Annotated in this window: 21 protein-coding genes; 2 read left to right on the top strand and 19 right to left on the bottom strand. The window is 31.7% G+C overall.

The features are described from left to right. Genes BLV35_RS18765 through BLV35_RS18805 form a run of 9 tightly spaced genes read right to left on the bottom strand, consistent with a single transcriptional unit; the run spans position 1 to position 12,814 of the window. Positions 1-675 carry a hypothetical protein gene (locus BLV35_RS18765; protein ID WP_091093871.1) on the bottom strand — a complete coding sequence of 225 codons (675 nt, stop codon included), beginning with the start codon at positions 673-675 and terminating at the stop codon, positions 1-3. A gap of 4 nt (positions 676-679) precedes the next feature. After that, on the bottom strand, positions 680-2,101 hold the full coding sequence (locus BLV35_RS18770; RefSeq protein ID WP_091093873.1) for a hypothetical protein: 1,422 nt from the start codon (positions 2,099-2,101) through the stop codon (positions 680-682). A 34-nt stretch (positions 2,102-2,135) separates the two neighbouring features. Next, a complete protein-coding gene (locus BLV35_RS18775) occupies positions 2,136-3,323 on the bottom strand; it encodes a TRAFAC clade GTPase domain-containing protein (RefSeq protein ID WP_091093874.1) in 1,188 nt (395 codons plus the stop codon). Between the two features lie 11 nt (positions 3,324-3,334). Then, positions 3,335-4,327: a hypothetical protein gene (locus tag BLV35_RS18780; RefSeq protein ID WP_091093875.1), complete on the bottom strand. Its 993-nt coding sequence runs from the start codon at positions 4,325-4,327 to the stop codon at positions 3,335-3,337. Positions 4,328-4,368: 41 nt separating this feature from the next. Next, positions 4,369-5,760 carry a S8 family peptidase gene (locus BLV35_RS18785; protein ID WP_091093876.1) on the bottom strand — a complete coding sequence of 464 codons (1,392 nt, stop codon included), beginning with the start codon at positions 5,758-5,760 and terminating at the stop codon, positions 4,369-4,371. Positions 5,761-5,766: 6 nt separating this feature from the next. Then, entirely contained in the window at positions 5,767-6,252 is a 486-nt protein-coding gene (locus BLV35_RS18790) for a hypothetical protein (RefSeq protein WP_091093877.1), read from the bottom strand. A gap of 2 nt (positions 6,253-6,254) precedes the next feature. Further along, positions 6,255-7,004, bottom strand: coding sequence for a hypothetical protein (locus BLV35_RS18795; RefSeq protein ID WP_091093878.1), 750 nt, complete (start codon positions 7,002-7,004; stop codon positions 6,255-6,257). Positions 7,005-7,008: 4 nt separating this feature from the next. Next, a complete protein-coding gene (locus BLV35_RS18800) occupies positions 7,009-9,789 on the bottom strand; it encodes a virulence factor SrfC family protein (RefSeq protein ID WP_091093879.1) in 2,781 nt (926 codons plus the stop codon). Positions 9,790-9,796: 7 nt separating this feature from the next. After that, a complete protein-coding gene (locus BLV35_RS18805; protein ID WP_091093880.1) occupies positions 9,797-12,814 on the bottom strand; it encodes a virulence factor SrfB in 3,018 nt (1,005 codons plus the stop codon). Between the two features lie 1,219 nt (positions 12,815-14,033). Between BLV35_RS18805 and BLV35_RS18815 the strand changes: the two genes are divergently transcribed. After that, positions 14,034-14,555 carry a hypothetical protein gene (locus BLV35_RS18815; protein ID WP_091093882.1) on the top strand — a complete coding sequence of 174 codons (522 nt, stop codon included), beginning with the start codon at positions 14,034-14,036 and terminating at the stop codon, positions 14,553-14,555. A gap of 161 nt (positions 14,556-14,716) precedes the next feature. Here BLV35_RS18815 and BLV35_RS18820 read toward each other — a convergent pair whose 3' ends face one another. The 10 genes from BLV35_RS18820 to BLV35_RS18870 all read right to left on the bottom strand — a co-directional run bounded on the left by BLV35_RS18820 (position 14,717) and on the right by BLV35_RS18870 (position 23,202). Beyond that, complete coding sequence (locus BLV35_RS18820; RefSeq protein ID WP_091093884.1) at positions 14,717-15,127, bottom strand: hypothetical protein; 411 nt, start codon at positions 15,125-15,127, stop codon at positions 14,717-14,719. A gap of 23 nt (positions 15,128-15,150) precedes the next feature. Continuing rightward, on the bottom strand, positions 15,151-15,441 hold the full coding sequence (locus BLV35_RS18825; protein ID WP_091093885.1) for a hypothetical protein: 291 nt from the start codon (positions 15,439-15,441) through the stop codon (positions 15,151-15,153). A gap of 93 nt (positions 15,442-15,534) precedes the next feature. Further along, a complete protein-coding gene (locus tag BLV35_RS18830) occupies positions 15,535-16,155 on the bottom strand; it encodes a hypothetical protein (protein WP_091093889.1) in 621 nt (206 codons plus the stop codon). A 411-nt stretch (positions 16,156-16,566) separates the two neighbouring features. Continuing rightward, a complete protein-coding gene (locus BLV35_RS18840; RefSeq protein ID WP_091093894.1) occupies positions 16,567-17,178 on the bottom strand; it encodes a P-loop NTPase family protein in 612 nt (203 codons plus the stop codon). Between the two features lie 75 nt (positions 17,179-17,253). Continuing rightward, complete coding sequence (locus tag BLV35_RS18845) at positions 17,254-18,132, bottom strand: hypothetical protein (protein ID WP_091093897.1); 879 nt, start codon at positions 18,130-18,132, stop codon at positions 17,254-17,256. Between the two features lie 28 nt (positions 18,133-18,160). Then, positions 18,161-18,463 (bottom strand): helix-turn-helix domain-containing protein, encoded by a 303-nt coding sequence (locus BLV35_RS18850; RefSeq protein WP_016989858.1) that lies wholly within the window; start codon positions 18,461-18,463, stop codon positions 18,161-18,163. A 274-nt stretch (positions 18,464-18,737) separates the two neighbouring features. Then, positions 18,738-19,580 carry an RteC domain-containing protein gene (locus BLV35_RS18855; RefSeq protein ID WP_091093899.1) on the bottom strand — a complete coding sequence of 281 codons (843 nt, stop codon included), beginning with the start codon at positions 19,578-19,580 and terminating at the stop codon, positions 18,738-18,740. A 106-nt stretch (positions 19,581-19,686) separates the two neighbouring features. Beyond that, complete coding sequence (locus tag BLV35_RS18860) at positions 19,687-20,943, bottom strand: site-specific integrase (protein WP_091093901.1); 1,257 nt, start codon at positions 20,941-20,943, stop codon at positions 19,687-19,689. A gap of 431 nt (positions 20,944-21,374) precedes the next feature. After that, a complete protein-coding gene (locus tag BLV35_RS18865) occupies positions 21,375-22,118 on the bottom strand; it encodes a hypothetical protein (protein WP_218133019.1) in 744 nt (247 codons plus the stop codon). Positions 22,119-22,200: 82 nt separating this feature from the next. Further along, positions 22,201-23,202: a type IV toxin-antitoxin system AbiEi family antitoxin gene (locus tag BLV35_RS18870; protein ID WP_091093904.1), complete on the bottom strand. Its 1,002-nt coding sequence runs from the start codon at positions 23,200-23,202 to the stop codon at positions 22,201-22,203. 267 nt (positions 23,203-23,469) lie between these two features. Between BLV35_RS18870 and BLV35_RS18875 the strand changes: the two genes are divergently transcribed. Then, on the top strand, positions 23,470-23,768 hold a 299-nt coding region (locus tag BLV35_RS18875; RefSeq protein WP_245712112.1), incomplete at its 3' end, for a DDE-type integrase/transposase/recombinase.

Here is a 23,768-nt window from a genome sequence, read left to right on the forward strand (position 1 = left end):
TTATTCAGAAGTATAAAATTGAGTATTAAAGCGTTCCAATTTAGCAGTTAACTCGGTTCTTATTTTGCTGAATTTTGCCTTATTTTTATATTCAGGTTTTAGATTTGGCATTTGTTGCACTTCAGTTTTGAGAACCTTATAGGTAGCCTCATCGTAATTAGTAATCCCTGGTCTTATGAAATTATTTACTTTTGTGGGCAACGATAAAGAATAATATTGATACCATTTAATTTGATTTCTATAATTGTCAATTTTTACATTTTTTGCACTGATTCTTTCTAGCTGAGCTAACCAGTTTAAAACATCAGTACTTGAATTCGCGTTAGTACCTGCTAAGAAAAATCCACATTGATTGTAAACTAAACCACTATAAACAGAGGTTAGATTGGTAATTAAATTCGTTTTAGCCGAACTATTAATTAATCCTTGTTGATAGGAAGCATCAATTTCTGTAGCGAGTGTGCTATAGCTGGTAGGATTAAAATTTTGTTGCTTTAAGTTAGCTATCTTTTTCTCAAGAATTGGAAAAGTAGTTGATGGTGGTTCGTTCACTATTTCAATATCTTCAACGTCATCATATTCGATATACATTACCGCTCCAATTAGCAAAATTCCAATCAATATGGTTCCTGCTAAAAAGACGATGCTTCTGTTTTTTTCTGTTATTTTTATCATGAAATTAGATTTTAGATTCTAGAGACCTTTTGTTGGACTCGGTTTCGCTTTTAGGTGCAACTGCTTTTGCCTTTTCATCAGTTTTTTTATTGTTAACTGTCTGAGCTGGTTTTTTAATTGGTTCCTTTATTGTTGGCGCTACTTTTTCTGAGGTTTCCTTTTTCAAAATTTCTTGATCTGACTTCTCCTTTAGACTATTTAAAAATTGTAGTTTTTGCTTGTCATTAAAATTTAAAGGTTTGCTTTTATTTATTTCTTCAATAGTTTCAATATAAAAATCAGTGTAAATGTCTTTCCCGTCTTTGTTTTTATAAGACCATTTTTTATTATCGAATTTAAAACGGTATTGATCTAACTTCGGATAGTTTGTTTTAAAAACGGAATCTTTTTCAGGGCCTTCAAAATTAAAAGTTATCTCCGATGCTGTTGTGGAGTTATTTTGATTCGCCTCTTGGTTGGAAATCGGGTTTTGTGGTCGATAGGGAGTACTTATATTATTATCTCTTAAAAAGAAATACCAGCTCCCACTTCCTAAACATATTATCATTAAAACAATTATCAAATAGGTGCCATATTCATCAATAAAACTAGGTTGCTTAGGCCGTCCTATGGGAGTCTTTCTTTGTACATATTTTTTTTCAATTGACAAGAATGTGCCGTTAAGTATCTTGAAATTTTTGTCTTCAGTTGTATTGTAGGTTACGATATCATTAGCCTGACAGAGTATATTATACTCGGAGAGGTGAGGATTAAAATCTACATTTTTATCATTGATTTTTAACTCTTTTAATAGACTGTGATTATTAATTACATTAATTTCTTTTTGGGAGGTATTAATTTGGCTAAAAGCCTTAAGACCTGAACTTAATGCAATAGCTTCAGGGACGGCTCTGTTTTTGTTAAAAGCATATACTTTATGAACTAAGTGGATTCCCCTGGTATTAAAAACAGTACTTAACGCAGAATTTGTTTCATCAAAATAATAGAAGCAATTGGCATCACTTTTCAAAGAAAGTAACGCTTTTTTATCGTTTTCTACAATCAAGATACTGGATAAAATAGTATCGTAATTCTGATCGTTTAAAGTATTTGATTTTGTGTATGTATTGTATTTTTCCTTTATACTCGCCAGAATATTTTCAAAATTGGTAAGATTAACCTCTTTTGGCCCATACAATCGTATCGCATAATAACCCGAACGACCTAAGAAGTCAGTCAGGTTTGTTACTATCAATGAATATACTTTGTAGTTCTGGGTTATTTGTACGGAATATACATCTGATAAATTAGCTAATTGAGAAGCTAATGTCCTTTCGTCAGTAATTGTTTCCTTTATTTCAGGACTGTTAATATCTAGATACGAAGAAACAAATTGCTGATTAGAACCGGCGGTTGTTTCTTGTATGATTAATCCAAATTGTTTCATGATTTACTTTTTATTAAGTACGTATAAGACTATATTATCCGAAGAGTTTGAACTTTGAACCCCTCACCACAAAAGAATCATCAACTAGTCTGTCGATTACAACTTTGGCGTGTTCTTTATTGAAATTTTCGATTATAGAAGTATAGGAAACGTTACCAATAGAAAATGGCAGTACTCTTATTTTGAATTTATTTCTGGAACTTTCTCGTGCATCTTTGCAATTTTCTATCAAGTTTTTGAATTCATCCTGAAGAAAATCTAGTGCTAAATCATCGTCACTTGAATTATTTGTTGCGTACCTGCCTTCCTTGATTGCGTCAAACTTATTTGCAACAAGATAAATTGCATCTGTTTGTTCTAATATTCCATTAGATTTAAACATGTTTAAAATGTTTACATAGACTAAATTCTGATCGAGTTGGCTGGTTGAATCATTATAACCTGTATCATGTGCCAGAGAATCAATAACAAAAATTAATATTTTTTTGTTTTTATTCGAAATGTAATTTAGAAATTCCCCAACATCGCCATTGTTGAACATATTTACATAGTTTTCCCCAGGTACTTCCACTATGTTAAAAGGATGTTTTGCACCCGATTCATCTTTAATTGATAATGCAACGTAATTGTAGGAGCCGGATGCTGTAGCATTAGGTAAAACTCCTCTGTTTAAATCAGAGATTAATTGAGTTTGATATATGCTTCCATCGTTATTGTAGGTGTCAGGCATTAAAACACCATCTTTATTGGCTATGTTTAACAAACCGGATAGCATAGTTGACTTTCCAGATCCCGGAACCCCCACAAAGTAAACATCAGTTCTGCCTTCTTCCATGGGAGGAAGTTGATTGATGTTTTTAAACATTGTAATTCTACTTGAATTACAATAATGTTTTAAAGAATTTACAACTCTAGTATTAATACCAGCATCTAATAAATCGTCAAATGAATAATTTCCATTATTGATATTTGCTTTAATTTGATCGGCACTAACTCTACCTTTAATAGCTTTATCTAGATATTCTTGTTTCTTATTTGCATTATTTTGTGCTTGTTCTTTACTAGTAAGAGCATTTATGATTTGATTAATTTTCTCTTGATTTAATCCAGCTGTTCTGAACTCATCAATACTTATTTCGCCAGTCTGTACGATTTCAATGATCTGGCCTGTTTCTAAAGTATTACAATTTTGTAGTAATATGTTTTTTCTATGTATATCCATGGTTGTATTTATTATAATTCTATATGTCCACCTCTTAGTTGATTGCCACCATTGCTTATTGGTCCGCTGCTTCTAGAAGCGCTATTTCTGTAGCCTCTAACTTTATGCGATAAAAAAGGTATCAAAATAAAGATATGAATTACTATTATGATAGCTAAAGGAAGTGCAAGATCTGGAGGGAAAAGTTTATTCAACTTACTTGGACTATTAAGAGGTAATTGTTTTTTATTATAGGATACGTTAAGTAAAGTTTTATCAAGCGGTAGTTCTTCAATTTTTGAATTAATCAATTTAATATTTGCCTCTACGTATTCGTTTAATTTAGAATAGGTAGCGACTAGACTTAATCTTTTCCAATTATCAAATACGCTTTGGTATTTCTTGCTATTTAGACTTATAGTTTTTTCAATATTGGTTATGTTATTTTCTATTTTTAGCTGATATGGTGCAACTTTAGCATTAGCCACTTGGTTCACATCTATATAAGCCGGGTCATTTAGAACTCTAGCATCAACTTTATAAGGTTCTACTGCTAGTTCATTTCTTAAAGCATTATTCTTAGTAGCCTTATATTGTGTTAATTTGGTTTTTAATTTAGCTTCATAATCAAGGACATCATCTTTAGCTCTTTTTTTATAAACAGCTGCCATGTTTTCAACCAATCTTATTTTTGTAGTAGCTTCAGTTTTAATTTTTTCTTTACAATTGTATTCAATATTAATAAAATGTGACATTAGATTAAAACTAATAAAACCCAAGAATAAAAAGAAAGCCCAAAACAATAAAGAGCCATGTAGAAATTTGTTCCTAAACATAACTTCTTTGTTTTTCTTTAATAGCTGTACGACAAAGAAATAACACACTACAAGGAACAAACTTCCAAGGATACTGATGACAAGACTACCATCTGTGATGTACAATAATCCCATAAAATTACCTATTAGAAGCACTAACAGAAAGATAGAGGATATTAAGTCTACGAATAAAAAATTTTGCTGTTTCATTAAATTATTAATTGATTTGTTTATTTTTAAGTTCTAAAAAGTTAATTGATGTTACTTACAACATCTAGAATTTTAAGGTTATTTTTATTGATGGTATTTGCGTTTAAAATTTTTAGAATATCCTGATTTGAAATATTATTGTTCTTTGATTTTATCAAACCAACGAATCCTGAAACAATGGGAGCAGCCATACTGGTTCCTTCTAATACTTCATAATTGTTACCAGGTTTTGCGCCATAAATATTTGTTCCTGGAGCATAAATGGTGGTGTTACTACCAAAGTTTGAAAAATCAGCTTTTGTTCCATTTTGATCTACTGCACCTACCTTAATAGTTGATTTAGCCCTTTGAAAAGGGTCAAAACCAGTCATTATATTACTGTTTCCAGCCGCTAAAACACAGCTTACATTTTTATCACTTGCGTACTTAAATAAATCATCCCAAAATTCTTCTTCATCTTTAGCATTTGAATTTATATAGTCTTTTTGCTCTTGCAGCGGAATATTTAAACCTATGGGGATTTGCATTCCAAGTGATAAATTAATGACATCAGCCTTATTTTTTATGGCGTAGAGAATTGCATCAATGATGTAAGTATTAGACATCATACCGTTTTGGTCTTCTACTTTGATAGGCATAAAGGAACAATCTGGACAAATGCCAACTAATCCTTGGTTGTTGTTTCCAATAGCCACAATTGTAGAGGCAACATGGGTTCCATGATTTTCTCTATTAGGACTTACATTAGCAGTTTTATCAATTACATTATACGGTTTTATCGCTTTACCTTTCAATTCAGGATGATTCAAATCAAAGCCATTATCAATAACTGCAATTACAATCTTTTTGTCTCCTGTTGTTTGCTCCCATGCTTTGTTTATATTAATCGCTTTCAAATACCAACTGGCATTGTTGTCTTTTAGCTTTGGGTCGTTAAAAGTTTTAACGTAATCAAACAATGTTTCATCCCACACTAATAGTTTGTATTGATTCATTTTTGCTTTAACATCAGCTTTAAAAAGAACTCTTTCTTTATCGGGCAGTTCTACCTGCAATCTGTTTACGACGCTATCTATATAGACAATATTGTATTCGTCTGAAGGATATTTTTGTTTTAGTTCGTTAGCAAATTTCGCAATAGAATTTGTTGAGTTTTTTATGGCTATATTAACTAGATTAGAAACAATTCTTCTTTTACTTAAAGTATCATTTATAATTTTTGTCGTATCAATTGGAATAATTTGCGCAGGTTGTTCCGGTAAATAATCTTGACGCCAGTATTCAACTTCTGTTAAATTAGTAGCAACAGGAATGGAATAAGGAATGATGTTATCTGTATTTTTTAATACTATAATCCAAAATAAGATCATTAGTATAAAACCAAAAAACAATACAAGATAGTAGGAAAGCGGAAATTTTGGATTCGAGTTCATAGCTAATTATTTAGGGCAGTTAACTAAGTATTTCCATTCTGTATTTTCTTGTGGAGCTTTTATTATGACGGTACAAGATTTATTTTTATTTGGGTCAAAATCAAATGCTAGGGAGCCAGGTCCACTAACCAAACCATTGGTTGATGCAACTTTTAAACCATCAAGATATACGAATAATTCATCGGGAATTTGGTTCATATCAAATTCTAAAACAACCTTACCGGGTTTATTGCCTAAATCATGGCTATTCTCAGTCATGCCTTGACCACCAGATTTTACTGTTTGATCACATTCGATGATTGTTCTATTAGTGGTAGTTGTATCAATTACAGGCCTATTTTCACATTCAATCAAACGTTGGTTTAAATCATTGATTTGAGTAGTATAACTCGAGAAATTGGGTTGCCATAATAAGGCGTAAATTAAAACACCCAATAACAGGAAGAATAAAATGTAAAAAAGATACCAATATTTATAAAAAAAGTCTTTCATTATTAAATAGCATTATATTGTATTGTTTTATATAAGAAAACGAGAATTATTAGAGACGCTAGAACCACGAGTAGCCACCAATATTGGGAAGCAAACCATTTCAGAAAATTCAAAAAACTAGAATGCTCAACGGGAAGATCTTCTTGCAGTTCCTCACTTGGTATTTCCTCAACGACTTCATCCTCTAAAGCATTTTCTTCGGTTAGCTCTTCCTCATTTTCTTCACTCAAAACAGCATCGTTTGTAGGCGTTTCAGAAAAGGCCTGTTTATCATATAGCGGAGGTGGTGTAGCTGCAGTCGGTTTTGAAACAAAATTTGGCTTGTAATTTTTATTATTATCAAATTTCCAACCCCAAACAATGCAAATATCATTTCCATTCGAGAAAATAAAATTGTCTTTATGATTGAATACTTTAGTTAAAAGATTTGCCCAGTTTTTATTGTTTTCATCACTTGAATTTGCCAATTGATCTATTTTGGAATTAATTACATCTATAAATGCCCAATATTTGACTAATTGAATTTCTGATTCCTCTTTGCTTTTTTCATTGTTATTCCGCAAATTTTCATAACTAGAAAACCAGTCAAATACAAATCCATTTTGTACAGGTTTTGCCAATATGTTTTTGTAATTTTTATCCAGATTAAAAGCTAGAAAGTTGGCTACTCTTTCATAATGAGTAAACAAATAACTATTGTCATGCGAAATAGGAACAAATGTATCTGTGGGTATTTGGTGAAATTTATGCATGAAATTAAGTTAATTTGAATTCATTAAAATTGATAATCAATTCTTTTAATTGGTCGTTTGCTTGTTCATTATAACTTACAAATCCACAATTCACCAATAATGAAATTCGGAAGTATTCAATCCATTTATTGTATTTGTCTAAAACAATTTTGTTCACACTAGAGCGTTCGTCATTACTATTTTCAAATAATTCTTGAATGGTTATTGGGTCTGTAGGTATGGTGTTATTATAAAATTTAAAATTGTTATTGGCTTTCAAATTTTCAATTTCGATTAATTCTTCTGCTGTAAAATAGTTGCTGTCGAAGTTGATGACAATTTCATTAATTAATAATGAAAACGTTTCTGCCAAAAATTCTTCAACACCGCGATTTGTTGTTGTTTCAGAAACGACATCATTTGCTATACGTTCTAGTTTAGCTTTTAAGTCTCTATTTTGAATAATTTTTGATAAATGATCAGCGAGAAAATAAATGCTGCTTTGTCCTAAGCCATTAAGGACGAAGTATTCTAAGTTAGTTGGATTAGTGATTTTTGTTTTCCAATATTCCAATAGTAGTTCAGTGTAGTACTGCGCCTTTGACTTGGTTTCTTTTTTAGCGAATAGCTGTTCTTTTTTAATCCCTTTTTCAGCCAGAAAAGTTTCTACTTCTTCGTTTGAGGACAGCCATAAATTTTGTTTCAAAATTCCGATAGCTTCGTCATAAGAATGTACATTTTTCAATTCAGGGTATTGCGATAATAAGATGTTGCCTTGATCAAAATTTTCTAAGTTTGCTTCATTAATGTCTACTACAATGTTCTCATTCAGTAAATTATAAATTTCAACAGGTTGCAAAGAAAGTTTTTGAACTAATTTATTGAAAGCATTTATATCTTTAGCAAGAATAGAATTAAACGAAAATTGAATTTCATTTACACTCTTCATACTATTCCCTCTTAGAACAGTTAGATCATCGGTATGCAAGTGTTTGCTTAGGTCATTTTTTACATCTATAACTAGCTTATTTAATTTATTTATGTAATGATTGGTTTTGGTTAGATTATTGGAAACTTTGGTTAAATTATCAATTATTAACTTCGAACCGTCATTGTTTAAATTTGCCGCTATATCCCAGCTTTTTTCTGGGGAATCAAAATGATTTTTAACAAATTTGAAGTTTGTAAAAGACTCTTTTAGTTTGTCTAAAAATATATTTCTTTCGGGTCTTATTTTTACTTCATAGCCTACTTCTTCAAAACCATCAAATGAATCTGTTGAATATTTAAAATCTCTTAATAAGTAAAAGTTTTTGAAGTTTTGTTGGTCTTTCGTCCAATCAATATGCCAGTCTTTTGTTTGCGTTACAATTTCGTTTTCAAAAAAGCGATTGAATCGCGTGTCCCATTTATAATCTAATGTATTGGCAGTGTTTACATGACCATAATCATTAGTGGTATCAAATTTTAACTGATTGTTGAAAAAAGTAAATATGACAAATAGGGGAGGTACATTGGCATTTTTAAGTGCGTTATTTCTATCATAAGCGTTTCCACCAATGTTTTTTGATATCCAATTAAATAATAGGGATGGGATTTCATTTACATCTAGTTGTTTATCATTGGTACAAAACAAAAGATTATTTATATTGAAATCGTCAGAGTATTTATTAAATAAATAAGATACTTTTCCTCTCAGTAACATATCAGGAATAATTTCGGTATCAATATCTTCAATTTCAATTGCCAACCTACTTCTGGCACCTGGAAAATCTAATAAATCAGAATTTTTTAGAAATTCTTTATTATTTGTAAGTTCGTTTGGGATTGCAAAAACAAGTTCGGCAGTAAGGGCAGTAATGGAGGATAAATTGATTCTGATAGCATCTCCATTCGCTCTTTTAATAGTTGTTGATTTGTTGCTAGAATATAATTCTTTTAATCGTGTTACATCCAGTATTTCCCCCTCGCCTCGAAGTACTTCTTTAAAAGATAAATAAGCTACAGCGTCAAAACTGATAGTCTTTAAGTCTAAAATTAATTTGGTAAAGAGTGCCGAAAAATGTTCGTTCTTATTCCATAAAATTTCAAAAATGCCTTTCCATTCCGAATAATCATAACCATCAATAATTTTACCGATACGTTCAAAAAAATGAGATTCGTTTAGTCCTTCAAATAGGATCGTATGTTTACTCAAATGATTCTCAAAATATTCTTTAATTTCCAGAACATCAAATTCAGAAAGACAATTTTGCTTAGGTTTAGAATAGTTTGATTCGTATTGTTTAATATGTAAATCTAGATCTTTAGCTTTTTTAAAATCTGTAATCTTTTTAAGATCAAGAAAGAAGGAATCCAAAATGATAATCAAAATGTCTTTTGGAGAAAGTAGTTTCACTTTTATTGGGAAATCTTCAAATTTAAGCTCGTTATTTATCGTGAACCTAGTAACAACACCAGTACTTTCTGCACCAACACCAGGAGGATTTATATCTTTCAGAAAATCATATTCTTTATTATTATTTCTAATAACAAATGGCTGCCCTTCTAGACTTAATAAATTTTTAATCAAATATGATTTACCCACTTGACTACCGCCAAAAACAGCAATAACAGGTTTTGAATCTATATTGTTAGATACTTTTTTAAACGTATTTAATCCGTTTTTAAGTTTTAGTAAAAGGGCATTTTTTTCTTCATATTTTAAATTGTCTTCCACCCATTTGATGGATTCAGTCAACTTAATTGTATTTGAACTAATGTTTTCTTTTAAAACGGCTATATCTTGTTCTGAGTAATGTTTCATATTATAATTATCTAGCGTTTAATATAAATTCGCAAGTATCTAACCAGTACCCGTTTTCATTATCTAATGTTTGATAGTTTAGTTTGAAAAATTTATTCGGTTTATCATTACCCTCGTTGTCTTCCACACTTTCGATTTTTAATTGTTCTTTTGATTCATCAATGTCTCTTGATAATGTGATTTTCAATGGTAAATTTTGGAAAATTTTATTTTTTTCAACATTAATTTGTTCGTCATAAAAAACATTGTCTTTATTTGGATACCTTGTCTTTATGGTTTTGCTAATTTCCTTATTATCAATATTAATGCTGTAAAGATCTGATACAGGATAATTTTTAGATACGTATTTAGCATAACCAAATTGATAAGGAAAAGAGTTGATCAGAACCGTACTTTCGCTTTTTTTAGGTGTTAGAATCACTTCTTTAATGTTGTAATTACTCTTGACAATGTAGTCTGCGGTTGAAATTAATTTTTGTTTTATCAGGTCGGTATCAATTTGTAAATCATTGATTTTTTTGAGCTTACCAGCCATGAGTGCTATAATTGCGCCCACACTTACCATCGTTTTTGGATCTTCTACAAAACCTCGTTTGTCTGAGAAAGGAAACCATTTACCGATCCAGTAGTTGTTCAAATTGATGAGATTGTTGGGAGATAGGGCTAAGTATTTTAAAAACACTTCCTCAATACTGTTTAGAGAACTAGGCTTGCCTGAAAGGACTATATAGTCGCATTGGTATTGATTAAGTACCAAGCAAAGCTGTTTTATTAAACTATCAAATACAGCGCTAGCAATTGAATTTACTTTTTGAGCACTAATCTTCCATTTGATTTCCAAAAAATTAAACCCAAAATGTTTTTCGAAATAGCTGATGAGCTCTTTGTTTTTAAATTCTTTAGCTATTATTTGTTCAAATGTAACCGAAAGATCTTCGTTTTTGTTAGCATTATTTAAGTAGTATAGAGCAATAGGAATAGCTACTTGATGAATAAAAGCTTTACGCATCATTTTTGAAACATACCTCATATTATTAGAATCTTGACCAAAAAAACCATTCAATTTTTCGGATACGTCTTCGATTCCTTTTGCTTTTGCATGATTTTCGATCACACCTGTGCATCCATTTTCAGCTTCAGAGTGAGCAGCTCCTTCAATTACTATTTGTTGAATAATTTCTTTTAGTAAATCATCACCAGCCAATTTAAAACTGTCCCAGTATAAGGGATCAGGTTTAATGTTTATCGTTTTATTGGCGCTGTTCAAAGAATAATTATTAATCATTACATCAGTCGTTCCAGCGCCAATATCGATCGAACCTATGGTGATTTTATCTTTGTTTTTGAATAAATAATTATCAATTACATAATTGTTTCCTTGTAATTTTTTTGACAATAAGCTGTAAATAAATACTAATTGACAACTTGTTGCTTCGTCATAAATCCAGTCTTTTCTTTCTTCTAAATCGGGTAACTTTTTGGCAATATCTTTTATGGATGGAATAATCTCTGGTAATTCAAACCAAAATTTATTTTCCTTAGAATCAAAATAATATTTAACATAATTGTTCAGCAATTTACAAGCGTCCTCTGCTGCTTCTCTCAATGCAATTTGTTCGTATTGAATCATTCCTGTAGGACAAGAGATGGTGATTCTTTTTAAAGTTCTGGGAATAGTTAAATTTCCATGTTCTTCTCTAAACTTATAGGAGTTTATTTGAACATAAGCATGAATTAAAAGTTCCAAAAAGACAAACTTCATTAATGAATTTCGTGAGAACAACGATTTTGACCCAAACACTTCACCATTAGTTAATGCGCCATCAATTTTTAGTTGCTCTGAAATACCACTTAGATAGACCTTTTTGATTTTGTTGAAATCAGTAGGGTAAAATTCCCATTCTTTTTCTGCTGGATTTGTATCCCATAAATAGCGTTTTGGACTTGAATTGTGCGTTTTTAATTCGTACCCAAGATTTAGATTTAAACTTGCATTGTTAATTAAGTTTTCTGCTTCAAAACCAATTCTGACAAAACTTGGGACTATAAATTTATTATTATGATATTTATCTTTGTTGATGGTTCCAAAATGTGATTCACTAAACACCAAATTCATGGGAAATGGCTGGTTGTATTCTTGCTGTGGATTAGAATAATCTTGAATAATTATTTTTTTTACTTTTTCAAAAGTAAAATTATCATCATTCTGATTTTCAAAGAGTAGAGCACATGTTGCGGAATTGCCAATATCTATAACTAGATCAACAGGTATTTTTTTAGTGTCATCCGTGAATAATTGTAATTCGGGTGTTTCCTTTAAACTCGCAATCCATTTTACTAAAAGTATATAATGGGAGATGTATTGTTTGATAGGTTGCTCATAGCGCAATTCATCATTTTTACCATAAAACATGTCGGCTAAATAGCCCTCAATCCATGATGTTGATGCATTGGTACTGAATAAAAAATTACTAATGTTGATTTCATTAGTATGAATTTTAAATATATTTTCTTCTGGATTTAAGCTTAATTGAGGTCCTGTTTTATCGGATTCGTTTTTTGCTAGTGTGGTGTCTATTGCCAAAACTATTTTCACCTTTTTATAATCATCGTCACAATCAAAGTACAGTCGTGCCCAATCAGTTGGGTACATCACATCTTTATTGATAGAATTATCTTTGAAATATGGAAGCGGAATCCATTTTTTTTTGAAGTTTTTTATCGCTTTTTTTAGATTACTAGCTTCATAAACATCAACAATCTCCTTACAAGTGTTTAAGTCAACTTCCTCTTTTAATTTATTATTTACAATATAATCTTTGTCTTGTAATTCCTGTTTTCGATAGTATTTTTCATCACCATCAATAGTTACTTTAAATAATGGATCTAGAGTAAAATCTAATATGTTTGTGTCAAATGGTTGGTGGAAATATAGTTTATTAGTCTTTGCAAAATCTAAATTGATTTCAGATTCAAACTTATGATACTGAATGCTGGAATTAGAAATAAGTGAAATTCTTTTCATCAATCGATTTTTTTTGTAAAATTATTTTTAATTAGATATTATGAAAAATTGGCTTATCTTTTCATATGTGATACCGTTTTGTGGTATGTTAAAAGAGCAACTTATTTCAGAATAATAGTAAACAAATCGTGTTTAATTATAAAATCGTTGTAAACTTAGTCTCAATAAATTTTACAACTTTACGGTTTTCCTCATTTTGAGAAAATAAATATTTAATTAGGTGTCCATTTTAATTTGTTTTGCATCGCATCATAGTCCTTTGGTTGTAAAATAAGGGGTTTTTGGAATGATTGCACAATACCCACTTTTAGTGATATTTGTTATTTTTAAAGAGCGTCTAAATACCATTGTAATTCATACCATTGTATTAAATTAATATACTTCTTCTGAATAACGTAGATTTCAAAAGCTTAACATATTATTTTTCCTTCGATATCTGCTTATGTAAAATTCTACCTACGTAAAAAAGAATCAGATGCGGGATCCCGTAAAACAATTATGATAATTTATTGTATTATTGTAATAATTTAGCTCACAACACAATAATGGCGAGTTTATGTATTTAAAAATCTGTAAGTTAAATATCACTAAAAGCGGGGATTGTATACTACGATGAATAGCACGTTCTTTACTATATTAAGAGTTATTAATAATTTGTATGAAATACTTATTAGTAAGTATTTAAATTGCGAATCTTGTTTTGGGCAACATTTTACAGATAGTTTTTGGGACAAACACATAGATAAATTGATGTGTTATGAATTTTTGTTTATTGTCTACGATAATTGACGGCTATTAAAGCAAAGGCGGAACATGCCGAAAAACGACTTAAACCAGAAGTAGGCATAGCTAAAATTATTCATTTATCGGATTCAATATTTTCTATCTTATATGGGGATTCTATATGATTGTTAGACTATTGATCAGGCTTCAATCACCTATTAGCCAAGGAACACTTGAATCAGCTGCGATTGGAATATCATTTGTATTAGTGTTTATGTTCTTGACTTGGTTTTGTGGAAATCTAATTCTGGGATTGTTTACATTATTTACAAGACCTAAAAAGACAATTGAAAAAATAAATAAACCGACATGAAAACGTGTGGTGACAACAGATTTACATCAGGCGGACTGAGATGTGACCTTGGAGCCTTGGGCTCCTAAAATGACCCGAATAAAGGTCTGAACCAATTAGCAACATAAATAACAAAAAACAGTAATGGACATACAATTTTGGATTGACCACGCAGACTCACTATTTCATCAAATTTTCATGATTGTGATGGGAGGTCTTGTTGGCATGGCTGCACTATTCGGCACTACGTATAATGTAATTAATATTTTGGTCTACTACATACTGATACCTGCCTCGTGGATATATTTGATTAGTAGAAAAACAAGCATTTGGATTAATGTTCTATCCTTAATCTCGTTATTATTCTTTTTACTTCTTCCAGGCTTAAGAGCAAACTCTGACTATGCATTTCAAAAAAGTGTTGACTTTCTAAACTGGACTGCTAAAATATTTAATTCAAACTATATAGATATGTCCGTGTACATTTGTGTGGTTGCTGTCGGTCTTATTTATTTATTACTAATTCCTTTAACACTTCCAAAAAAGCTGACAAAAAAGATAGGATTATTTAGCGCGATTATTAGTGTACTTTACCTGATTATAATTTATCCAAACTTTAAAGAAATGCTACTTTGGGGGCTCAATAAAATGAATGTGAAATATTAATCTAAAAGATCTGTAATTTCAATTTATTTAGGACTTTACTGCATTTATTTGTCTCTCCACCTACCTACTTATTCAGCCTTTTTAATTAAATGTTTTTCTCAAGTCAAAGCCTTTAATAGACATAATAAATACTATGGGTTTTTAGTATGGTTACAAATTAATTAAGATTCAATATTATGAATTTTCATAAGGTTACTAAAATCCTTAATGACCTCAAATTTATACTGTACATCGCTCGGCATTTTTGCATAATCATAGTCATATTGATAAAATTCAATGTACTCAAGATGTTTGAATAGTAAACCAAATCTACCTCTTAAAATGTCTATGTTAGCCCCTATAGATAGTTGAGCAGTGCCTACAGTTCTTAAATTTTCGTATAGTTCATCAATGGTCTTACCTATGCAATTTATATCTAATCGATTAAACTCATTTTTGATTGTTTCGTAAGAAGAGTTGAACGTAATTTTCTTTCCGTCTTCATTTATATAAGCATAATTTTCTATTGCTCTTTTATAGTAAATCTCGAACTGTTTTTCTTTTGGTAAATACTGTAATTGCGATACTAACATAGTTTTTTATTTTAGATGATATATTAATACAGGTCGTAGCTTACAACATACTCTAGTTTGTCCAGCTGTTTATGGGTGATCAACAAGATGAATTTTGCTACTGTTTGACTTAGAAACAGTTGTTCCAGCGCACCTAGACTACAAATTGCTCCTATAAACAATTGACACTCGTCAAAAAACAACAATTGATAAGGGGATATCGCATTAAGATCTAACAAAGTACTTAATGAATCATGTCTAACAGTAAAAAGGTAAGATTGGTTCTTTATAATTTTAAAATCTTTAATAATAGTAGTAGCGTCGCTAATTTCCATAGAAACGACATCTAGTCTTTTGGTTGGTGAATTGTAAATAGACGCTGATTATTATGAAATAGCAATACCCACTTTTAATGCTATTTCTTATTTTTAAAGAGCGTCTAAATACCATTGTAGTTCATACAACTGAATTAAATCCTTTTCCTTATTTGTCGTTTGTGCTAACTGGACTAAGCTAATTTTTTGATATAATCTTTCTTCACCAAGTAACTCTTGCAAAATAATGTAGATAGCTTGTTTCAATGTTTTGGTATCACAAAGGAGGTTGTAGTTTTTGAGAAAGATCATAATGTCCATTTTTTCAATGTTTTCATCGTACAGAATTGGTTTGAATTTGAGTTCACTAATTTTTAAAGTAATGTCGTGAAAAATGTAAGGCTCGTCTAAGCCCTTCATCATTTTGTCTATTTCAGTTGTTGGTTGAATAAAGGCGGTGAATTTCCAGCTTTTTAGTAGGGGAGCGTTATCGACTAAAGTAATTAGCTCGTGGAAATAGTTTTTGTTTCCATTGGCTGTAATAATGAATTCGAATTTAGGTGTTAAGTTCTTCGGGAAGACAATTATAAAATCTAATTCCCTGCAGTAGTAGTTTAGGTTTTTGTTGATCCAAAAAGTGATGTGTTTTTGGTTTTCCGGAGTTTGATTTACTATGGTTTTGATGGTGTGGTGGTTGTCTTGGAACCAGTTCCAGAAGGTGTTGATTTTTTTCATATGTTTTGTAGTGAATGGTGAATAATGAATGGTGACGTTTGTCTCTTCTCGTGATTGCGCTCGAACAGATTTTCTCTTTACGCATTTTTCAAGCGTTTTACAAGCGACTGCGGAAGCTCACGATTCTTATAAGTTTATTTGTTTTTTCATGAATGTTTTTTCTTTTTTGCTTGATCAAAAAAGAAACAAAAAAATCAAGTCTGCTCTCCCTCGTCGGTCAAATTTGTTTTCGAATACTAAAAGAAAAGAACTCGCTGCGCTCAAACAGCTTTTCTTTTTTCGTATTCTTCAAACATTTGACGCTCGACTGCGGAAGCTAAGGACATTTAAACCTCACAATTAACAGCCACTTTGGTTGTAATCTTGCGACAGATCGACAAAAGCTCCGGGCAGGATAAGCTATGGATGCTATTACCGTTTGTCTTTGGTCGTTTTGTCAAAAGCGATTAGGTTCAGCATGTTTCTCATACGAGATCTGACTCGATTTCCATAAGCGGTTTCTATTTCGGATGCGGAGAGGTTTGTGGTGATATGGGTGTAGATTTTCTTAGATATAAAAATGTCGTACCTGGAAAGAATAATCTCTGCCATGACATTGCATTCGTTTCCGAAGTATTTTAGGTTCTTTTCGGTGCCTAAATCATCGAAACAGTAGTTTTTATGTTCTGCATGCGTGTTATGTCCATGGCTGTATCTACGAATCACTTCGTAACCGTCTTTGATGAACTCAAAACTAATGTCGCGGCAGGTTTTTAGTAAGAACTTTTTTCCAGGTTGAGGTACGTAGCGCATCAAAGCCATCAAAGAAGTTTTACCGCAGCCTACTGGTCCAGAAAGCAGAATTCCTTTGCTGAGGTCGATTTCAAAGTTAGCTGCAGTACATTCATCATCCAGAAAATAGCAAATCAGTTTTGTGATGTTGGTCGTGTCTTGTTCTAGGAATTGAAATTTGTCTCCAAAATCCTTTTTGCCTTTTTTTTCTAACCAAGCAATAATTTCTGGATAATTGTATTTTGATGTCATAGTGGGGGGTGAGAGGTTAGAGATTGGAAGTGAGAGATGTCTTTCGAATCTTAGAGAACCTGAAACAAGTTCAGGTTAAAGTGGTTCTCCGTAGTTTTTGTCGGTTTCTATATGGAGATTATAGGCTCTCGTTTGCTCTTTTACTGGGATGTTTTGTGGCGTTTTTGCATTGAATTTATTAGTGTTCATCATCCAATTTCGTGCAGCTGCTTTCCAATCTTTCATTTTTGTTTTCCCACCAATGAGCCATCCGTTGCTGGAGTAATAATTAAAAAATCGCTCTGCTTCAAACTCGGAATATTCTTGAAACTTGAAATACTCTTTGGTTAATTCCAATGTTGGGTTCTGCGCTTCGTTCGAGTTGACAGCTTTGTCTTTTTCTTTTTTGGCGGAACTTTTTTGCCGACCATTTTCTGTTTTATTTTTTTTGGAGTCAGCGAATGCGAAAGGCATTTCATTTCTCTTATTTTTTTCTGGATTTTCTAAAATTAAATTATCATCTAAAATTTCAAACTCGGGTGTTCTCTCTATATTGTTTATATTGTTTTTATATGTTTTTTTATTCTCTATATAGAGCTGACCATTAACCTGTTCAGTTGCCTGACCAATAGGCTGTTCATTTTTTGAGTAGGTAGATTCATTTTTTGAACTTGTATTTGCTGTTTCGCTCAGGTTGTGAATTTCTACTACGGAACCCAAATAGGGGTTGAATGATGGGGTGTATTTTATAAAACCTAAAGCTTGTAACTCTTTCATGCATTTGTGGTAGGTGGCTTTTGATTTTATTTTGGACGAAATCATAATTTCTTCTCGGTTGATGGTGATGGGATTTTTGAACCGATTGATGTTCCAGCACTGAAAGAGTGCTAAATACAGACTTATGTGAGAAGGATTGATGTTTTCTATTGCCGCTGTTTTTTTGAAAAAACCAGTGAGGTGTTTGATGTAGTTCATTCGAAATTAGAGGTTAGGAGTTAGAGTTTTATTGATTAAGCATTTTGGCTATGTCGTCGTATTTGTAGTATAGGATGCCTCCGATGCGGTTGTAATTTAGTGTTCCGTTGACGCGTAGGTTTTGCAGTGTACCTGGTGAGATCTTGAGTAGTTTTCTAACTTCGGAGGATTTTAGCCATTGGGTTGGCTGCTCTTTTAGTCCCACTATTTCTTTAATTTCAGAAAGGATGATGTTGCTAAAGTTTAGCAAGTCTCTTTTTGTAATGGGTTGGTGGTTTAGTAGTTCTAAATTTTCTACTTCAGGGAATAGTTTTTTAGGATGTAAGTTCATCGTAATTTGTTTTAAATTGTTATAAGACAAATTACTTTAAATTGATTGGTTTCTTTGCCCAAGGTGTTCCCAAGGTGGGTGTTATTTTAGGGTAAATTAATAGATTCCCCTTTGTTTATTGAGCTGGATTTTATGGAGGTATTCCAAAACGCGTTTTTTAGGAATTGGTTTTTTGATAAGTTTTTAACCTAAATGGTCTGTAAAAGAATGCTAGCCCAAGGTGCGCCCAAGGTGGGTGATTGTAGGTCGCTAAATCCAAGTTGAAGACCTGGATTTAGTTTTGTTCTTCTTCTATTATTTTGTTGTTGAAGTTCTCGGACAAGGAATGCAAGAATTTTGTTTTTATCGTTTTTCTGTTTTTAATATCTTGGAAGCTGCGGTATATGCTGTCGTCTAAAACAATATTGAACGTTTTGCTAAAGTGATTTGCAATTTCCTTGATGTCTGTATTTCCACCATTGAACATTTTTAGGTTGTGTAGACCATAAATAAGTTCCACCATTTCAATCTTGGAACCCGTCCAGTTGAGGTTTGATTTTACATTATGATGATTTGAATTGCAACTATTGTTTATTTCTTCAATCTTTTCCTCCAAGTATATTTCCAATATATCATTTGCAATAATGTTGGCAACCTTCACATCATGTGAAGTACATAGTTTTTTATCGAAATTTATTAAACTGATATCCAGATTGGGTGTCTGTTTTTCAGAGTTTCTGACGAAATAAAAATGATCATTGTGACTGCTACCGGAGCGGTAGTATTTATAAAATTCTTTGTCCTGTTTTGAAAATTGAAAACAATTGTTTAGCGCTTTTTCGTAATGCCTAATTTTAAGTTTTTTGCTATTGGATGGAGAATTGGATTCGATATCCAAGATTCGGTTAAAGAAAATATACTTAGAAGTTATTTTAAATTTCAGTTCCTTAAAAAAGTGAATTTCATCTTCTTTCGAATTGAATATAAATTTTTCTAACCACAGGAAAAGTTCTTTGAGTTTTATTTCGATATACTCTAGAGCCAATTTTGCCTGAGTGATAGGGTTTGCGTTTGTTTTTTTAATATGTTCAACTTCCAATTCAAATTCATAAAAGAAATCAGTACAACATCCCTGCATATAGTAATAAATTAGGTGTCAAATATTAATCTAAACTATGCTTTTTTTATTACGGTAAATCTGATATGGAAGTTAAATTTTTTATAATTTATTGCTATATGTTAGTTTACGCCTTCATTTGCCCTGACTTGTTAGATAATTCGTTTTTTGTATTGTGAAATTTTTTCTTTAAAATCATCATGTCATTGCTGATTTTATGATCCAGAATCTTTGCGTAATGTTGAGTCGTTTTCAAATTGGTATGTCCGAGCATTTTACTCACCGTTTCAATTGGAACGCCATTAGAAAGAGTAACCGTTGTGGCAAAAGTATGTCGGGCGATGTGAAAAGTAAGGTCTTTGTTAATTCCACAGACATCGGCAATTTCTTTTAAATAGGCATTCATTTTTTGATTACTCAAAATAGGCAAGAGGCGGTTCTCATTTAGACATACGGGATGGTTTTCATATTTGTCGACGATCTGCTGTGCGATGGGCAGTAATGGAATTTTGGAGGCGGTATCTGTTTTTTGTCTGGTGGTAAAAATCCATTTATCGCCATCAATACCAAGGCTAATATGGGTTTTTGTGAGTTGCTTCACATCGATGTATGCTAAACCCGTAAAACAGCTAAAAACGAATATGTCGCGAACTAATTCCAATCGCTCTGACACAAATTTCTTATTGATCATACTTTCAATATCCGCTTCTGAAAGGAATTCCCTAATCACTTCTTTTACTTTTGCTTTATAATTCACAAAAGGGTCTTTGTTAAGCCATCCGTTGGCTAAACATTGGTTTATGATTTTATGGAAGTTTTTTACGTATTTGACAGCAGTATTGTTATTGCATTTTCTAACGCTGCGTAAATAAAACTCATATTCCATAATAAAGGCGTGATCAATCTTATCGATATTAATGTCGGTAAGGTTGTATTTCCAGAATAGGAAGTTCTTGGTGTGTTTTAGGGAAGTCTGGTAACGTTCTAAAGTGCCGGGGGCGTATTCAAGTCCCACCAGTTCTTTTATTTTTCGGTTGTGCTCCACGAAAATAGGGATTAGCATTCGCTCACGTTCTTTCTTGCCTTGGTATTCATTTTTGAAACTTTCGAAAGTAATTTGAACTTGGTTCATGAAAAGTTTTTTCTCAGTTTCATAAACGGTTGCTCTCATCAGATCAAGTTGACCATTTATCATACGAGCTTCCTCGGTATTGCCTTTCATTTTCGATGCTTCTGAAGACCACTTGGCTTCATCTACATAATGACCGGAGCTACAATCAAAGCGTTGGCCGTTGATAGTTATGCGTTGATAAATTGGCATTTGTGCTTGTGCATTGACTTTTGATTTTCTCAAATAATACAGTACGGTGATTTTTGTTTTCATGATGGTAGCCTTTAATTGATAATTAATTTACTTTAATTGTCAATACAAGTCAAGATGTTCATTCTTTGAACCCCTTTATCTATTGGGATTAAGAAGAAAATCGGTGCACCAGTTTTTCTCAGTGTCCCTGTGCACCGATTGTGCACCTATTTTTTGAGAAATAATGAATAAAATGAATGATTGTTAAAAAGAAAAAACCCTTTAAACGTTGAGTTTAAAGGGTTTTACTTCATTTTGAAAACTTATCCGCGGAGAAAGAGGTTCCGATGCCTTTATATTTTCCCCAGTAATTATAAGGGTTTACGATATACTATTTAAGAACAGGGACACCCATAGGGTCACTTCCAAAGTTTTGGTTTATTGTTTGATAAATATAGTAAAATAAAATAACTGAAAATTGTATTAGCTTAAATATTTTGTAGTATGAAATGTTATTCTAAATATCCTATTTTAATTTGCTCTATTACTGCTAAATTATTTTCAATGGTATTTCCGTAAAATTCAATCATAATTTTAGCCATTGCACTATCACTGTTATTTGTATTGACTTCGAGTAATTCTTTTAATCTATCAAAGAGGGATACATTCCGACGAGCAATTTTATTCATTTCTCTACCCATTACTCTTGCGGCAATAAGATTTAGGTCGAGTTTGTCATCACCAAAAAGATCATTGTGGTTTTCATAGATTTCGTCCGCATACATTTCAAAAAAATGCTCTAGGACCTTACTAATATCTTTAATATCATCTCGCCTTATTTCAGGTCTGTCTTGCCAAGCAATTAATTTCAAAATTACTATTCCAGGTAACGTACAAAATTTGAAACGATGTTGTTCTTCTAGTTCTAATTCGGGTAATCCTTCATCATAAATTTCTTTGAAGCCAGGCATATTCAAACTGGTTAATCCGACATCTCCAATTGATACTTTTGTATTTTTATCTTCGATAGCGCCAAATGGGAGCAAATCAACCTGTATTACTTTTTTCCAAATTAGCACAAAATTATTAGTTGAATATGGTGAGAATCCTTCGGTATTTATAAGATAGTTTCTTAATTTTTCATAGGTGCCTTTGTCGTCAATAAAAATAGCAAAATCGATATCTCCTGTAATTCTAGTAGGAGGAATACCATTTATAGCACTCATCCACACATCACGAGCTACAGCCCCAACCAAATAGAAATCGATATTGTATTTGTTTAATCCTCGTTCTAATGCATATAATATTTATGAAATATGAGGTTCTTGGCGTAACTGTTTAAAATTTATCTTGTAAGTACTCATCGTATATTTTTTGTGTTGTTTCTGTACATCTTCTGTCTCCTTTATTTATCAAATCGGCATAAGCTAATAATGGGTGAACCACATTATCATTTATCTCATCATACTCCCAGAATTTTTTTAAAATTAATATATTTCCATTTATATCAGGAACCAAGCGATAATTTTTCATTAAGTCTCCTCTTGTTTCCGTTGTGTATATGGTCAATTCTTCAGGACGTAAATAATTTGTAAATATATCTCCTGCTGGTTCGCCACCCCAACATGTTTTACCCTTTTGTAGCTTTAGATTTTTCCAATTATAGAAATCATCTTCTTTTAAAAAGCGAAATGTTCCGATTGTTAATGTTGGCTTTAGGCGTTTTTCATATTCCATTATCCATGTTTCCAGTAACTTTTTTTTATTCTCAATTTTATATTGCTGCTTGTTTATCTGTAATAGGTATCCTTCTTGTTTTAAACCTGTAAAGATGTTATTTAAATTTCCAATTCCAGTATTGGTTTGTTCTGCAATTTGTCTGTAGGTATAGTTTATCCACTGCTCATTTATTAGAAATTGATATAATACTTTTAATCCCGTTTTTGTAAATGCTCGATTTGTTGTTCTATTTTTAATTTCAACAAGTTTGTTGGTATCGATCCATACAAAAACGCCCTTTTCTTTCAAGAATATATTTCCGTTAGCTTCTAAATACGCAATGTTTCTGTTACGGAGTTCCTCTTTTATTTTAGGAAATATTCTTTGTGCCATTATAATGAATGGATTATATTCTTTGGCTTGATCTTGTATTTTTTGAAGATGGATCGTTCTTATTTCGGTTCTTATTTCCGCAAAAAGATCAATTGTCTGGTTCTCTATTTTTAATTGTAGTTGACCATCAATCTGATTTTTGTCATCCATGTCCTTCCATGTACCTTTAATATTTGCTGTAGTCAGGATATTATTTAATGCGTTATGAATTATCTCTTGCTTATTCATTGTTCACTTTTTTTTTACGTTCACGAAAACGTGAACGAGTATTATTTGTGAACAAAAGTAATAAATAATATTACATTGTAGCAAAATATGCTACAGTAAAACACTTCGGTTCTGTCGCGTCTGTTTAATAACTATTATCTTTAGAGGTTCAAAATATATTAAATGAAAACCAAAGGTCATTGTTATCCCAAAGCTGTTATTCTTCAGGCCGTTTAATTCAAATTGAGATCTACATTAAGTTATAGGGAAGTTGAGTACATAATGAAAATGCTTGGAATAGCAGTTGATAATGCTACGATTCAGCGTTGGGTGTTTAAATTTGCACCTTTGATTGAATCACAAATCAAAAAGCGAAAGAATAGAGTAGGAGCCAGCTGGCGAATGGATGAAACTTATAGAAAGGTAAAAGGTATCTGGTGTTACTTATATCGAGCTGTTGATAAGTTGGGTAATACGGTGGATTTTCTTCTGACCAAAAGAAGACAAAGAATGAGTGCGCAGTCATTCCTAATTAAAGCAATAAATAATAATTGCCGGCCAACGTTAATAAATATAGACAAAAGCGG

It is taken from the genome of Flavobacterium gillisiae (assembly GCF_900107635.1).
GTDB classification, from domain to species: domain Bacteria; phylum Bacteroidota; class Bacteroidia; order Flavobacteriales; family Flavobacteriaceae; genus Flavobacterium; species Flavobacterium gillisiae.

What these genes read in the sequence shown, in the direction of transcription:
- BLV35_RS18765 (WP_091093871.1), bottom strand. Translation starts at nt 675, where the DNA reads ATGATAAAAATAACAGAAAAAAACAGAAGCATCGTCTTTTTAGCAGGA.
- BLV35_RS18770 (WP_091093873.1), bottom strand. Translation starts at nt 2,101, where the DNA reads ATGAAACAATTTGGATTAATCATACAAGAAACAACCGCCGGTTCTAAT.
- BLV35_RS18775 (WP_091093874.1), bottom strand. Translation starts at nt 3,323, where the DNA reads ATGGATATACATAGAAAAAACATATTACTACAAAATTGTAATACTTTA.
- BLV35_RS18780 (WP_091093875.1), bottom strand. Translation starts at nt 4,327, where the DNA reads ATGAAACAGCAAAATTTTTTATTCGTAGACTTAATATCCTCTATCTTT.
- BLV35_RS18785 (WP_091093876.1), bottom strand. Translation starts at nt 5,760, where the DNA reads ATGAACTCGAATCCAAAATTTCCGCTTTCCTACTATCTTGTATTGTTT.
- BLV35_RS18790 (WP_091093877.1), bottom strand. Translation starts at nt 6,252, where the DNA reads ATGAAAGACTTTTTTTATAAATATTGGTATCTTTTTTACATTTTATTC.
- BLV35_RS18795 (WP_091093878.1), bottom strand. Translation starts at nt 7,004, where the DNA reads ATGCATAAATTTCACCAAATACCCACAGATACATTTGTTCCTATTTCG.
- BLV35_RS18800 (WP_091093879.1), bottom strand. Translation starts at nt 9,789, where the DNA reads ATGAAACATTACTCAGAACAAGATATAGCCGTTTTAAAAGAAAACATT.
- BLV35_RS18805 (WP_091093880.1), bottom strand. Translation starts at nt 12,814, where the DNA reads ATGAAAAGAATTTCACTTATTTCTAATTCCAGCATTCAGTATCATAAG.
- BLV35_RS18815 (WP_091093882.1), top strand. Translation starts at nt 14,034, where the DNA reads ATGGACATACAATTTTGGATTGACCACGCAGACTCACTATTTCATCAA.
- BLV35_RS18820 (WP_091093884.1), bottom strand. Translation starts at nt 15,127, where the DNA reads ATGTTAGTATCGCAATTACAGTATTTACCAAAAGAAAAACAGTTCGAG.
- BLV35_RS18825 (WP_091093885.1), bottom strand. Translation starts at nt 15,441, where the DNA reads ATGGAAATTAGCGACGCTACTACTATTATTAAAGATTTTAAAATTATA.
- BLV35_RS18830 (WP_091093889.1), bottom strand. Translation starts at nt 16,155, where the DNA reads ATGAAAAAAATCAACACCTTCTGGAACTGGTTCCAAGACAACCACCAC.
- BLV35_RS18840 (WP_091093894.1), bottom strand. Translation starts at nt 17,178, where the DNA reads ATGACATCAAAATACAATTATCCAGAAATTATTGCTTGGTTAGAAAAA.
- BLV35_RS18845 (WP_091093897.1), bottom strand. Translation starts at nt 18,132, where the DNA reads ATGAACTACATCAAACACCTCACTGGTTTTTTCAAAAAAACAGCGGCA.
- BLV35_RS18850 (WP_016989858.1), bottom strand. Translation starts at nt 18,463, where the DNA reads ATGAACTTACATCCTAAAAAACTATTCCCTGAAGTAGAAAATTTAGAA.
- BLV35_RS18855 (WP_091093899.1), bottom strand. Translation starts at nt 19,580, where the DNA reads ATGCAGGGATGTTGTACTGATTTCTTTTATGAATTTGAATTGGAAGTT.
- BLV35_RS18860 (WP_091093901.1), bottom strand. Translation starts at nt 20,943, where the DNA reads ATGAAAACAAAAATCACCGTACTGTATTATTTGAGAAAATCAAAAGTC.
- BLV35_RS18870 (WP_091093904.1), bottom strand. Translation starts at nt 23,202, where the DNA reads ATGAATAAGCAAGAGATAATTCATAACGCATTAAATAATATCCTGACT.